Origin of the sequence: Thermodesulfomicrobium sp. WS (genome assembly GCF_027925145.1) — a bacterium.
GTDB lineage: Bacteria > Desulfobacterota > Desulfovibrionia > Desulfovibrionales > Desulfomicrobiaceae > Thermodesulfomicrobium.
Genome location: NZ_AP027130.1, coordinates 432423 through 446788, shown reverse-complemented (window position 1 = coordinate 446788; position 14366 = coordinate 432423). Strand labels below are relative to the sequence as shown.

The following is a 14366-nucleotide window of genomic DNA, read 5'->3' as shown; positions in this document are numbered from 1 at the left end:
AGCAAGGAGCCTCCATGCCACAAAGTCTTGCCCACAAAATCATCGCCAGTCATCTCGTCTCCGGCGAGCTCACGCCAGGGGCGGAAATCGCCCTCGCCATCGACCAAACCCTCACGCAGGACGCCACCGGTACCATGGCCTATCTCCAATGGGAAGCCATGGGGCTCGACCGGGTGCGTACGCAGCTCTCCGTGAGCTATGTCGATCACAACACCCTGCAGATGGGCTTCCGCAACCCTGACGACCACCGCTACCTGCGCACCGTGGCCGCCCGCTACGGCATCGTGTTTTCGCCTCCCGGTACCGGCATTTGCCACCAGCTCCACCTGGAAAACTTCGCCAAGCCTGGGACCACCCTCATCGGCTCCGACTCCCACACCCCCACCGCAGGCGGCATGGGGGCGCTGGCCATGGGTGCTGGCGGCTTGTCCGTGGCCCTGGCCATGGCCGGGGAGCCGTACACCCTGACGATGCCCAAGGTGTGCCGGGTATGGCTCACCGGCAGACTCACCGGCTTTGCCTCGGCCAAGGACGTGATCTTGGAGTTGTTGCGGCAGCGCACGGTCAAGGGTGGAGTCGGGATCATCTTCGAATACGCCGGTCCCGGCGTGGCCACACTGACTGTCCCGGAACGCGCCACCATCACCAACATGGGCGCGGAACTGGGGGCCACCACGTCCCTCTTCCCCAGCGACGAACAGACCCTGGCCTTTTTGCGCGCCACAGGACGCGAGGCGGACTTCACGCCCCTTGCCGCAGACCCGGACGCCGTCTACGACGAGGAAATCCATATCGACCTCTCCGCCCTGGTCCCCCTCGCCGCCGCACCCCACATGCCGGACCGGGTGGTGCCCGTGGCCGAGCTCCATGGCCTGGCCGTGGACCAGGTGGCCATCGGCTCCTGCACCAACTCGTCCTACGCGGACCTCAAGGCCGTGGCGGAAATCCTGCGCGGCCACCGCGTGGCGCCGTCCACGGACCTCCTCATCTCCCCGGGCTCCAAGGCGGTGCTCAAGATGCTCGTGGCCGAAGGGCTCCTGGATCCCATGCTCGATGCCGGCGGTCGCCTCCTGGAGTGCACCTGCGGCCCGTGCATCGGCATGGGGGGATCACCTGTCAGCGGCGGGGTGAGCGTGCGCACCTTCAACCGCAACTTCGAAGGCCGAAGCGGCACCCAGGACGCCCAGGTGTACCTGGCAAGCCCCATCACCGCCGCCTTCTGCGCCCGGGAAGGCCGATTTACCGATCCCGCCACCTGGAAGGCGGAAATCACGCCCCCGCGACTGCCAGAGACCATTCCCTCCATCCGCCACCTCTTCCTCTTTCCGCCGGAAGACGGCGCCAGCGTCACTGTGGAGCGCGGCCCCAACATCGTGCCCTTGCCGCCCTTCGACGCCCTGCCCGAGTGCCTGGATCTGCCCATCCTGCTCAAGACCGGGGACAACATCACCACCGACCACATCATGCCCGCCGGTGCGGCCATCACCGCCCTGCGCTCCAACATTCCGGCCATCAGTGAACATGTGTTCGCCCGCGTGGACGGCGAATTCGTGGCCCGGGCCAAGGCCGCCGGCCAAGGCTGCATCCTGGGGGGCGAGAACTACGGCCAAGGCTCCAGCCGCGAACACGCCGCCCTGGCCCCGCGCTATCTGGGGGTGCGTGCGGTCATCGCCAAGTCCTTTGCCCGCATCCACAAGGCCAATCTCATCAACTTCGGCATCCTGCCGCTGACTTTGGCCAATGCCGCGGACTACGATACCCTGGCCCAGGGCGAACGCCTGCGCCTGGACACCACGACCCTCGCCCCAGGCGCGCCGCTTGCCGCACGCACCGATTCCGGAAAAACCGTGGAGCTCCGCCACGACCTCACGGCCCAAGACATCGCCGTGATCCGCGCCGGGGGCCTGCTCAATTGGGTCAACGCCAAAAAACGCCACGAGGACGCCCATGCTTGATATCCTTCGCCAAGGAGCGCGCTCCTGGGGCATCAAGATCATGTTCGCCATGATCATCGTGGTCTTCGTGCTGGCCTTTGGCATCAGCCGCATGGATCAGGGCCGACGCGGCGCCGTGGCCCTGGTCAACGAAGAGCCCATCTCGGTGCAGAGCTTCCAGCGGGCCGTGCAGAGCACTATGGACCGTCTGCGCGCCCAAAACCCGGGCATCTCCAGCGAGATCTTGGACGCCCTGAACCTCCGAGACCAGGTCTTTCGGCAGATGGTGGGCTCCACGCTCCTTGTGCAAGAAGCCAAAAAACTCGGACTGTTCGTGACTGACAGCGAACTCGCCGCCGCAGTGCACAAGATTTCCGCCTTTCAGGAAAACGGTCAATTCTCCCCGGATCGCTACCGCCGCGCCCTCCAGGCCCAAGGACTGACCCCCGCCCTCTTCGAAGAGGACTTCCGCAAGGACCTCGTGGTGGACAAGCTGCGCACCGCCCTCATCGGCGCCGGCAAGCTCTCCGAGGCCCAGGCCAAGGACCTCTTCATGGTGCTCGAGCGCACCGCGGACCTGGACGTGCTGGTTTGTGCCGCCTCCAATGAAACCGCGACCGTCACCCCGGAAGACATCGCCGCCTACCACGCCGCCCACCCCGAGGAGTTCCAGGAACCGGCCAAGGCACGGGTGCGTCTTCTGCACATCACAGCGGACACCATCGCCAAACCCGAGGCCGTCTCGGACGAGGCGGTGCGCGCCTTCTACGAGGCCCACGGCGACCAGTTCCGCGAGCCCGAGGCCGTGCGCGCCCGGCACATCCTGCGCCTGCTCCCTCCGGACGCCAACGCCACCGACGAAGCCGCGGCCCGCGCCGAGCTTACGGCCATCCGCGCGCGTATCCACGACGCCGCCTCCTTTGCCGCCGAGGCCAAGGCCCACTCCCAGGATAGCAGCGCGGCACAAGGAGGGGATCTCGGCTGGTTCGAGCGCGGCCGCATGGTTCCGGAATTCGAACAGGCCGCCTTTTCCCTGCCGGTGGGGCAAGTCAGCGACATCGTGCGCACGCCCTTCGGCCTGCACCTCATCTTCGTGGAGGAAAAACGCCCCGCCCGGCAAAAGCCCCTGGAACAGGTGGCCAGCGACATCCGCAGGCAGCTGGCCCGCGACCAGGCCGCGGAAACGTTGGGCGATACCCTGGATCTGGCCTTGGAGCGCATCGCCCGCGGCGAAGACGTCAGCGCCGTGGCCTCGGCCCTCGGGATTGCCGTGCAGGAGCCCACGCCCTTCACCGAGGCGAACGGTCCTCTGGGGATTTCCCTCAAGCCCCAGGACGTGAAGGCCCTCATGCTCCTTGCCCCAGGCACGACCACCAAGGCCCCCATCCTGCTGCCGGATGGCTATCTCCTCGCCACCAAGGTAGAGGACATCCCGGCCCGCACCCGCACCGTGGAAGAGACCCAAGAAGAAATCCGCCAGCGCCTCGCCCAGGAGCGCCAACTGGCGGCCGCCAAGGCCAAGGCCGAGGCGGCGCTCAAGGCGCTGCCCCAGCTCGACCCAACGGCCCAACTGCGGTCGCTCAGCGGGGTCAACCGCCAGGGGCAGCTTGCCGGTATCGGCGTCAGTGCTGCCCTGGGGACGCAACTGTTGCATGCCGAACCCGGCGCCTGGCTCCCCGAGATCTATCCCGTGGGCGATGCCTTCGTGCTCGCTCGGGTACGCGCAGTGCACCCCCCGGACGAAGCGGCCTGGGAAGCGGTACGCAACCAGTGGACCCAATCCCTGCGCGACCAAGCCGCAGAGCAGGTGTTCCAGGCCCATCTCAAGGAGCTGTGGGACAAGGCCCGCATCGAGATCCTCATCCCGGAGCTCATCTCCCCGTCCAAGTCCTAAGCGGACACCGACAACGCCGTACAAACGCCCCAGAAGCATGGCTCCTGGGGCGTTTTTTCATCCAACGAGTTCAGCGCACATCCACCCACTGCACCTGCGGATCTCCCGCGCCGAGATGGACGATGGCGAGCCCGCCCGGGCCGTCGTCCCGTGGCCACAGGAGCGACCCCGGGTTGAGGAGCCAGCGGCCATCGGGCAGGCGCTCCCAATGGCGCTTGTGGGTGTGCCCATAGAGGACGATGGCGGCGTCGGGAAATTGCGCGGCTACGGTCGCGCCTACTTGGGAGCGCGGCCCCCAGCCGTGGGCCATGCCCAGCACCCATCCCGCGGCCTCCACCCGCCGCAGGCGCGGCAGACTCGCCTGCAGCGCCGGATGATCACAATTGCCAGCCACGGCCGCAAAGCAGGGATGGGCGTTCAGCATGGCCCACACGGCCTCGCCCACGGCGTCGCCCAAATGGAGCACCATGTCCGCAGGCTCCAGATAGCGGCGGAATACCGTAAGCAGCGCGGCATCCGGCTCCATCAGATGGGTGTCCGACAGCACTGCGATACGCATGGACGCGCTCCTTATCGTGGCGGCTCCACCACGAATTCACATTCCACCCAGAGCGGCGCCCCAGGGGTTGCGGCGGCCGAGGCGTGGAGCAGAGTGCGCACAAACGCCACCACAAACCGCTCAAAACTTTCGTCGCCTGCCAGGCGCTGGATCACATATTCGTGGATACGGCCATCTTCGCCCACGCGCAGACTCACCAAGGCGCGCCCAGGGACCGAGACCTCGGCATCGTCCCAGGCAAGGCGAATGGCCCGCTGGATGGCGCGCAGCCGCTCGGTTTGCACTTCCGGACGACTGGTGGCCACCCGCAAGAGATGCACCGATGGCGCCACCAAGATCACGTCCGAGAGCACCACGCGCCGGCGGGAACGAGCCGCCCCGGCCAAGGCCTCCCGCCAAGACGAACGCGAGAGCGCGACGTTCGGGACATCCCCCTGCCATAGGGCCGCGGCCTGGGGCACCAACGGCGCAAGATGCACCAGCACGGACAACAGGCCACACAGGCCCCAAAGCCGCCTAGTGCCGGCCATTGCCCCGGCGCCACCAGGAGGCGTCCGGACCGGCAAACCACCAGCGGGTGTGATCCGCGGCCACAATGGCCTGCGCCATGGCCCGGCCCACTTCGGTGCGCAGCCGGGGGATGGCGTGGGAGAGCCACTTCTCCGCGTAGGGGTTGCCCCGGTCCTGCTCCTCTTTGAGATTGGCGATGAAATCGAGCTGGTCCGCATCGTGGGCCAGACGCGCCTCGAGGGTGACGGCGGCGTCCAGTTCCCGCCACAGGCCGAGGCCTTCCGCCTCCAGCCCGGTGCCGGCAAGGGCGTCCCGCAAGGCGGCTTCGGCATCCGTGGTGTTGTAGAGACGGTTGACGTAGTTGAAATCCCCCACCCGCGCCTCGTGCACGTCGTGGAACAGGCAAAGCAGCACCGTGCGGCCCACGTCCGCGCCCGCCTGCCGGGCAAGGAGCATGCCGATCATGGCGGTGCGGAAGGAGTGCTCCGCCACGTTCTCCGCGCCGGAGCCCAAAAACTGATAGCCGGTGCGCGGCGTCTTGCGCAGCATGCCCAGCTCGAAGATGAAATCCGCCAAACGGTCCCAGGAGGAAACCACCCGGCCCGTGGCTTCAGGTTCGGTAGCGCGCATTGATCCGAATATACTCCTCGGTCAGGTCAGAGGCCAAAAGCTCGCAACCGGCCTCCCCTGCCCCCAAATGGATGTCGATAGTCACCTCGTCGCGCCGCAGGGCCGAAGCCAAAAGCCCATCCCAATCCGCAGGCACCGGCAGCCCTGCGGCAAAGACGGTGTGTCCCGCCAAGTCCACGCGCACGCGGTGGGCCTCAAATTGGGCGCCGCTGCGGCCCACCGCAGCCACGATGCGCCCCCAATTGGGGTCACGGCCGTAGAGGGCGGTCTTCACCAAAGGGGAATTCCCCACCGCCCGGGCGACACGCTGGGCGTCCGCGGGGTCTGCCGCCCCAAAGACCCGGATGCGCAGCACCTTGGTGCCGCCTTCGGCGTCCTGCACGATCTGGAAGGCCAGCTCCTGGCATACGTCCAGCAAAGCGGCCTCGAGTTCCGGCAAGGCGCGCTCCGACAGCGGGCCGCTGGCGCCGCTCGCCAAGGCCAGCACACAGTCATTGGTGCTCGTATCGCCATCCACGGTGATGGCGTTGAAACTCGCGTCCACCGCCCGGCGCAGGGCAGCCTGCCACCAGGCGGGCTCCACTTGAGCGTCACAGAGGATGAACCCCAGCATGGTGGCCATTTGCGGGCAGATCATCCCCGCGCCCTTGGCCATGCCCGCCAGGCGGATGCTGCGGCCCTCCACGGTGATCCCGGCCGTGGCCACCTTGGGAAAGGTATCCGTGGTCATGATGGCCCGGGCAGCGTCCACCAAGGGCACCTGGCCAAGACGCTCCAAGGCCATGGCCACCCCGGCGGGCCAACGCTCCAGCGGCAGCTGCTCGCCGATGACCCCCGTGGAGGCGGGCAAGACCTCGTGGGGGGCGATGCCGGCAGCGGCCAAAAGGTCCAGGGTGGCGCGGCAGCGGCGCAAGCCCTCTTCACCCGTGCAGGCATTGGCCTGTCCCGAATTGACGAGGATGGCCCGGATGCCCTGGGGATTGGCCGCCAGGTGTTCCCGGGCGATACACACCGGGGCGGCCTGAAACCGATTGGTGGTAAAGACCCCTGCGGCAACCGCCGGGGCGTCCGCCACGACTACCGCAAGATCCAAACGATCCGGTCGCCGGAAGCCGCACGCCGCAGCCCCCAGCCGAAATCCCTGAGGAAGTTCGGTCACCACGTCTCCTCCATCAGAATTCATGCAGTTTCCTCGCCGTCGCCATCCAGAGGACCTGTGGCCCCAGCGCATCGCTGCACCTCCCCCGAGAGCAATTCCTGGAGCGAGATGGCGTCCAGTTCCGCAAAAAGCACCTGAGAGACCCGCTGCCACGCCTGCCGCGTCCGGCAGCCTTGAGCGCGGTGGCAGCGCTCGGATTCGTCCACGCACGGGGCGAGGTCCTGGAATTCTTCCGTGCAGCGCACGATGGTCCCGAGGGAGATGGATGCCGGATCCGCCGCCAAGGCGTAGCCGCCCGCCACCCCGCGCCGGCTCACCACCAAGCCGCAGCGGCGCAACGCCTTCATAATCTGTTCAATGAATTGGGGACTGATCCCCGTGCGATCCGCCACATCCGACACCGGAGAAGGCGCATTGACGGCATGTTCCGCTAAATCCAGCAAAATCCGAGTGGCATACCGAGTACGGGCAGAAATACGCATGCCTTCTCTTGGCAAAAATCCGTGCTCCCGGCAAGGGCCAATGGAGACGCAACGACGCGCTCCCAGACTCTTCCCGCGGCCGTGCCCCCCGCTGCTTGCCTCCTCTACCCCATCCGCACTACACAGCGGCATGCGCCATTTTTCCGCAGCCAATCTCAAGTGCCTGTGTACCTACCGCATCGGCGGCACCGCCGAAGTGTTCGAGCCCGAGACCATCGACGAGTTCGTGGAAACCGCCTCCCGCTTGCGCCGGGAGGGCCGGCCCTTTTGGGTGCTGGGCGGCGGGGCCAATACCCTTTTTGGCGACGCTCACCTGCCCTTCCCCCTGCTTTCCACCCGGGGATTGCAGCGCTGGGAGGTCCGCGGCACGGAGGTGGTGGCCGAAGCCGGGGTATGGCTGGACCGGTTGGTAGCGGCCACGGTGCGCCGCGGGCTTGGCGGCCTGGAAAAACTCTCGGGGATCCCCGGCAGCGTCGGCGGGGCCGTGGTCATGAATGCCGGGGCCTACGGCGCGGAAGTGAGCGACTGCCTGGAATCCGTCACCGTGCTCACCCCAGACGGCGCCGTACGCACCATGCCACGCGCCGCCTGTGGCTTTGGCTACCGCGCCGCGAGCGGACTTGCAGGCGCCATCGTGCTGGCGGCGCGCTGGCGCCTGGTGCCGGGCGATCCCGCCACGCTCCAGGGCCAGCGCCGTCAGATCCTTACCCGCCGCAAGCACAGCCAGCCTCTGGAATTTCCCTCCGCCGGCAGTGTCTTCAAACGCCCGCCCGGAGACTTTGCCTCGCGCCTGGTGGACGCTGCCGGCCTCAAAGGGGCGCGGGTGGGTGGCGCGCAAGTCTCGCCCAAGCACGCGGGATTCATTGTCAATATCGGTGGCGCCAGTTGCGCCGACGTCCTCGCCCTCATGGAGATCTGCCGCACCACTGTCGCCGAGCGCTTTGGCGTGCACCTGGAGCTCGAACAGCGACTCTGCACCGAGAGCCAGCTTTTTTAATTTCCACCAATCGCCCCTGCCGGGGTTTACACCCAAGCCCGCCGGCACTATTCGGACAGCGGACTTTTCTTGTGGCGGAAAGCCGCGCATCCCCCGTAACCAGGAAAACTGCGTATGAAACGGTTCCTTGCCTTGTGGCGCCAGTATTTCATCTTTGGGGCCATCTTCAGTTTCTTCTTGAATCTCCTTGCCCTCACCTTTCCCCTGTACATGCTCTCGCTTTTCGACCACGTGCTCCAAAGCCGCAGCGTGCCGACCTTGGTGGCAGTATCCATTGCCGCGGTACTGGCCCTCATCACCCAAGGCGCGCTGGAGTTCATCCGTTCACGCCTCTTGGTGCGGGCGAGTATCGCCATCGACGACACCTTGAGCCCGGATGTGCTGCGCACCATGATCAAGCAAGCCGCGGCCCCGGGAAGCGACCAATATGCCGTGGGGCTGCGCGATGTGAACACCATCCGCAACTTCCTCACGGGCACGAGCATCTTCGCCATCTTCGACATGCCCTGGTCGCCCATCTACCTCGCCTTGGTGTTCGTGCTCCATCCCCTCCTCGGCTGGGTGGGCCTGAGTGTGGCCGCGGTGTCCATCGTGCTGAGCATCCTCTCGGACAAAGTGAGCCGTAAGCCCATCGAACAGGCCAATTCCATCGCCAACGCCGCCCAGCGTCTCATCGGCACGGCGGTGCAAAACTCCCATGCCATCCAGTCCATGGGCATGCTCCCTGGCGTGGCCGAGCAATGGCACAAAATGAACCGCCTGGTGGTGGCCCTGCAAACCCGGGCGAGCAAACGCGCCGGATTGCTGCAAACCCTCGTCAAGATGCTGCGCCAATCCATCCAAATGGCCATGTACGGCCTGGGCGCCTATCTTGCCATCACCAATCAGGCCACTGCCGGGGTGATGTTCGCCTCCTCCATCCTCATGGGCAAGGGCTTGGGGCCGCTCGACATCCTCATCAGCTCCCTCAAAAACTTCATCGAGGCCCGAGATGCCTACCACCGCCTGGACAAGCTCTTCTCCGCCCCGCCGGAGCCCGAGCGCATGGAGCTGCCGGAACCCAAAGGCGAAGTGCGGGCCGAAGCCGTCTCCCTGGCCGTAGGGGGCCGCACGCTGCTCCATAACGTCAGCTTTGCCTTGGCCCCTGGAGAATCCATGGGGCTCATCGGCCCCAGCGCGGCCGGCAAATCCACCTTGGCCAAGGTGCTCCTCGGCATTTGGCCGCCCTCTTTGGGCAAGGTGCGGCTGGACGGCGCGGATATCGCCAGCTGGGACGCCGAACGCCTCGGCCCCCACCTGGGTTACCTTCCCCAGGACGTGGAACTCTTTGCCGGGACCATTGCCGACAATATCGCCCGCCTCGGGCCCAAGGACCCGGACAAGATCATCGCCGCAGCCCAAAAGGCCGGCATCCACGAGATGGTGCTGCGCATGCCCAAAGGCTATGACACCCCCATCGGCCCCGGCGGCGTGACCCTCTCGGGAGGCCAACGCCAACGCATCGGCCTTGCCCGCGCCATGTATGGCAATCCCAAGTTCATCATCCTCGACGAACCCAATGCCAGCCTGGACGAAGAAGGCGAACAGGCATTGCTGCGGGCCCTCGCCCAGCTCAAGGAGCAGGGGAGCACCGTGATCCTCATCACCCACAAGGCAAGTCTCCTGGCCAACGTGGATAAGGTGCTTTTCCTGCGCGACGGACAACTCTTGATCTTCGGCCCGCGGGATGCCGTGTTCCAGAAACTGGCCGAGGCCAACATGGTGCGCGTGCAGCGCGTGCAATAGGAGCGCCTCATGACTTCCAAAAAAAAGAACGACCTCCTCACCCCAGACAACCCGCGGACCATCATCACTGCGGGACTGGTCGTCATCTTCCTCTTCTTCGGCGTGCTCGGCACCTGGGCCGCGGTGTTCAAACTGGCCGGCGCGGTCATCGCCTCGGGCGAGGTGCGTGCGAGCACCAACCGCAAGGCCGTCCAGCACCTGGAGGGCGGGATCGTCAAAGAGATCCTCGTGCAGGATGGCAGCCGCGTGCACAAAGGCGACGTACTCATCCGCCTGCAGGGGGAACAGACCCGATCCTCGGTGGACCTGTTGCGCGGCCAGCTCGATGTGCACCTGGCGGCGGAAGCGCGGCTGGAGGCCGAACGCGCCCTGGCCAAGCAGGTCCATTGGCCCGAAGAACTCACCCGCCGCAACGCGGAGCCCAACGTGACCGCCATCCTTACGGCCGAAGACAAGCTCTTCCAGACCCGGCGCACCACCCTGGAGAGCCAAATCGCCCTGATCAAGGCGCAGATCGAGCAAATCAACGAACAAATCCAGGGATACAATGAGCAACTCCGTTCCACGGAAGCCATCATCCGCTCCCTGGAAGAAGAACTGCGGGGCAAACGGACGCTCTTGGAAGGCCGCTACATCGAAAAATCCCGCATTCTGGAGCTGGAGCGCATGCTCGCCTCCCACCAAGGCAGGCGCGGAGAAATCCTGAGCACTTTAGGTCAGTTGCGGGAAAAATCCGCGGAGCTGACGCTGCGCATCAATTCCATAAAAGACGAATTCGTGCAGCAAGCCACGGCCCAACTCACCGACACCAAAGCCCGCATCCTCGAGCTGCGCGAACGCCTGCGGCCCTTGGAAGACGCCCTGGCCCGCCTGGACATCACCGCGCCCATCGACGGCACCGTGGTCAACCTGGCGGTGCACTCCGTGGAAGGGGTGATCCGGCCTGGAGAGACCCTCATGGAGATCGTGCCGGAAAACGAACCCTTGATCCTCGACTGCAAAATCCCCACCCAGGACATCACCCACGTCTATGTCGGCCAGCCTGCCGAGGTGCAGCTCGTGGCCTTCAAATCCCGCACCACGCCCATGATCCCAGGCAAGGTGGTCTACGTGTCCGCCGACCGGGTGCTCTCCCGCACCCCGCATGGCGACATGCCCACCTACGTGGTGCACGTGGAGGTGGATCGGGCAGAGCTCGACAAGCACAACCTCTACCTCTCCCCGGGCATGCCCGTGGCCGCCTTCCTCACCACCAAGGAACGCACGGTCCTTGCCTATTTCATCGATCCACTCCTGGAGAATCTGCGTCATGCCATGCGGGAAAACTAATCTCTTCGGCGTACTCCTGATGGTGGCGCTGCTGGCCGCCCCACCCCTGAGGGCGGAGGAAACCCCTGCGCCGCTCACCATGGAAAAGGCGGTGGAAGAAGGGCTGCGCGCCAACCAGGGCATCCAAGCCGCCCAATCGGCCATGGCCCGCGCCGAGGCCGCGCTCAAGGCCGCCTGGGGCGCGCTTTTGCCGCGCGTGGACGCCACCTATGTCCGCAACCGTATCCACAACGACAGCGAAGCCTCGGAGCGCGACGCCGACTACCTCAATCAACACACCACGACCTGGACCATCAATCTGCGCCAGCCGCTCTTTTACGGCGGCGCGTTGGTGAACCAAGTGGCCAAGGCGCGGCTCGAGCGCACCCGCCAAAAACTCCTGCTGCGCCAAACCCAAGTGGAGCTGGCAAGCGACATCCGTCAGACCTTCGTCAACATCCTCTGGTACCGGGCCACGGCCCGGGCCTACGCCACTTCGGTGGAACGGCTCCGCGGCCATCTCCAGGCCGCCCAGGCCTTTTTCCAGGTGGGGGAAAAGCCGTGGCTGGCGGTCCTGGAGGCGCAAGTGGATCTGGCCGATGCAGAACAAAACCTGGCCAAGGCGCGCAACCAGGAGCGGGTCTTCACGGTGAAGCTGCAAAGCCTCTTGGGCCGCTCCACCGAAGAAAACGCCCATTTTGCCGGCGAACTGGCGGACTTCGTGGGAGAATTCCCCTATTCACGCGAAGAATGCATCGCCCGCGCCAGCGCCCTGCGGCCGGATATCCGCGCCCTGGAGGCCATGGTGGAGATGGCGGACAAAGACATGCGTATCGCCGCCTCCGACGCCTTGCCGCGGGTCAGTCTCAATCTCGGCTACACGGACCAGAATATCGACTACGACAACTATCCCCAGGCAGAGGTAAACCGCCAATACGTCTCCGGCGGGGTGCAGGTGCAATGGAACCTCTTCGCCGGCGGCCAGACCTATCAGGAAGTCCAGCAGGCCCGCCATGACAAGGACCGCTTGAGCGCCAAACGCGACGAGGCCCGCACCCAGGCGCGCTCGGAGATCACCCAGTTTTTCCTGGAGATGCAGGATGCCCGCAGCCGCATGGACGTGGCCAAGGCATCCATGGCCTCGGCCCAGGAGGCCTTCGAGATGGCGGAAGTGCGCTTCAAGACCGGGGAGGGCACGGCCACGGACGTGCTCGACGCCCAAACCCGCGTGGTCAACGCCGAACTCTCGCTCGCCCGCGCCCGGGCCGAATACCTCCAGGCCCAGTTTGCCCTGCTGCGAGCCGTGGGCGTGCTCAACGTCAACGAGATCTTTTCCTTTTCCGTGGCGGAAGACTAGCCCTTACCACGCGACCGCCGGCAAAGGCCCCCTCGAATCGCGCGTGATTTCGAGGGGGCCGCCGTCTTCGAGAGAAAACCCAACGCCCCCTACACCCGCACCACGATGGGCACGACAATGGGGTCGCGATCCAAGACGTTGCGGAAAAAACGCCGCAGGGATTGGCGGATGCGGTCTTCCATCTTGCGGGCGTCCTGACGGGGATCCGACTCCACGATGTCGAGGATGAGACATTGGGCGTCCTGGAGCAGGTGGGCAAATTGCTGCTCAAAAATAAAGCCCTTGGACTGCAGGCTCGGCCCAAAGACCACGGTGCCGTACTCGTCCTGGACCAAAAGCGCCACCACCATGCCTTCGCCCGCCAAGATCTGCCGCTCCTTGAGCACACTCTGGCCCACGTCGCCGACACCCTTGCCGTCCACGAGCACCGAATCCGCCGCCACCGGATCTTCCAAGCGGATGTTCCCATCGGCCATCAAGGTCACCGGGTGGCCGTCTTCGAGCACCAAGGCCCGTTCCGGCGCAACACCACATTCCACCGCCAGTTGGGCGTGCTTGACCAGATGCCGGTATTCGCCATGCAGGGGGATGAAAAACTTGGGCTGCACCGTACGGATCATGGTGGCCAACTCCTCGCGGTGGGCGTGACCCGAGGCGTGGATGGCCTGGATTTTTTCGTGCAGCACCGTGGCGCCGAGGCGGTAGAGGTCGTTGATGACCCGCGTGATGGCCCGGGTGTTGCCGGGGATGAAGCTCGAGGAGAGGATCACCAAATCCCCGGGTTCGATGGCAAGCTGCCGGTGCTCGCCCCGGGCCACGCGGCTCAAGGCGGAAAGGGGCTCGCCCTGGGAGCCGGTAAGCAGGATGATGGCCCGGTCCCGGGCGCTCGCCGGCAGAAACTCCAATGGATGGCACCGACCCGGATCCATGCGCAAAAGCCCCAAATCCCGGGCGATCTCCATATTGATGGACAGGCTGCGGCCCGTAAATGCCACGGTACGGCCTTGGGCTGCGGCGATGTCGAGAATCTCTTGAATGCGTTGGATATGACTGGAAAAAAGGGTCACTAGCACCCGGCCGGGGGCCTGGCGGATGACCTCATCGAGGGTCGTCTGGATTTCGCGCTCGGACAGGGATTGCCCCTCGCGCTCCACATTGGTGGAGTCGGCCAAAAGGAGCTGTACCCCGGGTTGGGCAAAGCGGGCAAAGGCCTCCAGGTCCGTGGTATGGCCGCCGAGCGGCGTGGGGTCGAGCTTGAAATCCCCGGTGTGGATCATGCGGCCGGCCGGGGTCTCCAGCCCCAAGCCAAAGCCTTCCACGATGGAATGGCATACGGCGATGAACGTACAGGCAACGTCGCCTACCTCCACGCGGTCTGCAGCGCGCACCGGCCGAGGGTCCCAAAGGTGCTCTTGGCCCCGCTCCTGGAGCTTCTTGAGCACCAGGCGCAAGGTGAACTCAGATCCATACACCGGCGGCCGGGAGAGCCCGGGGAGCAGCCACGGCAAAGCGCCGATATGGTCTTCATGACCGTGGGTGAGGACAATGCCGGCCAGCTTGTGGCGGCGCTCGAAAATGAAATCCAGACGCGGGATGACCACGTCCACCCCGTAGAGCACGGCGTCCGGAAACATGAGTCCGCAATCCACCACGAGCATGCTCTGTGGCGTCTCCAGCACCAGGCAATTCATGCCGATTTCGCCAAACCCTCCCAGGGGCGTGATGGTCACCGAAGGTACAGCCATGCGTCC

The 14366-nt window shown here is 65.6% G+C and carries 12 protein-coding genes; 6 read left to right on the top strand and 6 right to left on the bottom strand.

The genetic code is table 11. The annotated features are described in order from the left end of the window. Nucleotides 1-14 precede the first annotated feature (14 nt). Together QMF81_RS02220 and QMF81_RS02215 are read left to right on the top strand one after the other, a co-directional pair. Complete coding sequence (locus QMF81_RS02220; protein WP_281751614.1) at nucleotides 15-1955, top strand: aconitate hydratase; 1941 nt, start codon at nucleotides 15-17, stop codon at nucleotides 1953-1955. Beyond that, nucleotides 1948-3828, top strand: coding sequence for a peptidylprolyl isomerase (locus QMF81_RS02215; protein ID WP_281751613.1), 1881 nt, complete (start codon nucleotides 1948-1950; stop codon nucleotides 3826-3828). Before QMF81_RS02220 ends, QMF81_RS02215 begins: the two co-directional genes overlap by 8 nt. A gap of 70 nt (nucleotides 3829-3898) precedes the next feature. Here the strand turns inward: QMF81_RS02215 and QMF81_RS02210 are convergent, their stop codons facing one another. The 5 genes from QMF81_RS02210 to QMF81_RS02190 are packed head-to-tail and all read right to left on the bottom strand — an operon-like array spanning nucleotide 3899 to nucleotide 7168. Beyond that, nucleotides 3899-4387 carry a metallophosphoesterase family protein gene (locus QMF81_RS02210; RefSeq protein WP_281751611.1) on the bottom strand — a complete coding sequence of 163 codons (489 nt, stop codon included), beginning with the start codon at nucleotides 4385-4387 and terminating at the stop codon, nucleotides 3899-3901. 11 nt (nucleotides 4388-4398) lie between these two features. Continuing rightward, nucleotides 4399-4917, bottom strand: a complete 519-nt coding sequence (locus tag QMF81_RS02205; RefSeq protein WP_281751609.1) for a hypothetical protein — start codon at nucleotides 4915-4917, stop codon at nucleotides 4399-4401. Next, a complete protein-coding gene (locus QMF81_RS02200; RefSeq protein ID WP_281751608.1) occupies nucleotides 4904-5527 on the bottom strand; it encodes an HD domain-containing protein in 624 nt (207 codons plus the stop codon). Before QMF81_RS02200 ends, QMF81_RS02205 begins: the two co-directional genes overlap by 14 nt. Further along, nucleotides 5508-6686: a bifunctional glutamate N-acetyltransferase/amino-acid acetyltransferase ArgJ gene (gene argJ, locus QMF81_RS02195; protein WP_281752907.1), complete on the bottom strand. Its 1179-nt coding sequence runs from the start codon at nucleotides 6684-6686 to the stop codon at nucleotides 5508-5510. Before argJ ends, QMF81_RS02200 begins: the two co-directional genes overlap by 20 nt. A 20-nt stretch (nucleotides 6687-6706) precedes the next feature. Continuing rightward, nucleotides 6707-7168, bottom strand: a complete 462-nt coding sequence (locus tag QMF81_RS02190; RefSeq protein WP_281751606.1) for an Rrf2 family transcriptional regulator — start codon at nucleotides 7166-7168, stop codon at nucleotides 6707-6709. 130 nt (nucleotides 7169-7298) lie between these two features. Here QMF81_RS02190 and murB point away from each other — a divergent pair, with 130 nt between their 5' ends. From murB to QMF81_RS02170, 4 genes are all read left to right on the top strand, one after another. Next, nucleotides 7299-8165 carry a UDP-N-acetylmuramate dehydrogenase gene (murB, locus tag QMF81_RS02185; protein ID WP_281751604.1) on the top strand — a complete coding sequence of 289 codons (867 nt, stop codon included), beginning with the start codon at nucleotides 7299-7301 and terminating at the stop codon, nucleotides 8163-8165. Between the two features lie 114 nt (nucleotides 8166-8279). Next, nucleotides 8280-9950 carry a type I secretion system permease/ATPase gene (locus tag QMF81_RS02180; RefSeq protein WP_281751602.1) on the top strand — a complete coding sequence of 557 codons (1671 nt, stop codon included), beginning with the start codon at nucleotides 8280-8282 and terminating at the stop codon, nucleotides 9948-9950. 9 nt (nucleotides 9951-9959) lie between these two features. Continuing rightward, nucleotides 9960-11279 carry an HlyD family type I secretion periplasmic adaptor subunit gene (locus QMF81_RS02175; protein ID WP_281751600.1) on the top strand — a complete coding sequence of 440 codons (1320 nt, stop codon included), beginning with the start codon at nucleotides 9960-9962 and terminating at the stop codon, nucleotides 11277-11279. Next, complete coding sequence (locus tag QMF81_RS02170; protein WP_281751599.1) at nucleotides 11260-12615, top strand: TolC family protein; 1356 nt, start codon at nucleotides 11260-11262, stop codon at nucleotides 12613-12615. The genes QMF81_RS02175 and QMF81_RS02170 overlap by 20 nt, the downstream gene beginning before the upstream one ends. A gap of 89 nt (nucleotides 12616-12704) precedes the next feature. On the opposite strand, the gene QMF81_RS02165 is transcribed toward QMF81_RS02170, so the two are convergent. Continuing rightward, the gene (locus QMF81_RS02165) at nucleotides 12705-14360 is read right to left on the bottom strand and encodes a ribonuclease J (protein ID WP_281751597.1); all 1656 of its coding nucleotides are present in this window, start codon (nucleotides 14358-14360) and stop codon (nucleotides 12705-12707) included. Between the last annotated feature and the right edge of the window lie 6 nt (nucleotides 14361-14366).

What these genes read in the sequence shown, in the direction of transcription:
- QMF81_RS02205 (WP_281751609.1), bottom strand. Translation starts at nt 4,917, where the DNA reads ATGGCCGGCACTAGGCGGCTTTGGGGCCTGTGTGGCCTGTTGTCCGTG.
- QMF81_RS02175 (WP_281751600.1), top strand. Translation starts at nt 9,960, where the DNA reads ATGACTTCCAAAAAAAAGAACGACCTCCTCACCCCAGACAACCCGCGG.
- QMF81_RS02170 (WP_281751599.1), top strand. Translation starts at nt 11,260, where the DNA reads ATGCCATGCGGGAAAACTAATCTCTTCGGCGTACTCCTGATGGTGGCG.
- QMF81_RS02180 (WP_281751602.1), top strand. Translation starts at nt 8,280, where the DNA reads ATGAAACGGTTCCTTGCCTTGTGGCGCCAGTATTTCATCTTTGGGGCC.
- QMF81_RS02165 (WP_281751597.1), bottom strand. Translation starts at nt 14,360, where the DNA reads ATGGCTGTACCTTCGGTGACCATCACGCCCCTGGGAGGGTTTGGCGAA.
- QMF81_RS02210 (WP_281751611.1), bottom strand. Translation starts at nt 4,387, where the DNA reads ATGCGTATCGCAGTGCTGTCGGACACCCATCTGATGGAGCCGGATGCC.
- QMF81_RS02190 (WP_281751606.1), bottom strand. Translation starts at nt 7,168, where the DNA reads ATGCGTATTTCTGCCCGTACTCGGTATGCCACTCGGATTTTGCTGGAT.
- QMF81_RS02220 (WP_281751614.1), top strand. Translation starts at nt 15, where the DNA reads ATGCCACAAAGTCTTGCCCACAAAATCATCGCCAGTCATCTCGTCTCC.
- QMF81_RS02215 (WP_281751613.1), top strand. Translation starts at nt 1,948, where the DNA reads ATGCTTGATATCCTTCGCCAAGGAGCGCGCTCCTGGGGCATCAAGATC.
- murB (WP_281751604.1), top strand. Translation starts at nt 7,299, where the DNA reads ATGCGCCATTTTTCCGCAGCCAATCTCAAGTGCCTGTGTACCTACCGC.
- QMF81_RS02200 (WP_281751608.1), bottom strand. Translation starts at nt 5,527, where the DNA reads ATGCGCGCTACCGAACCTGAAGCCACGGGCCGGGTGGTTTCCTCCTGG.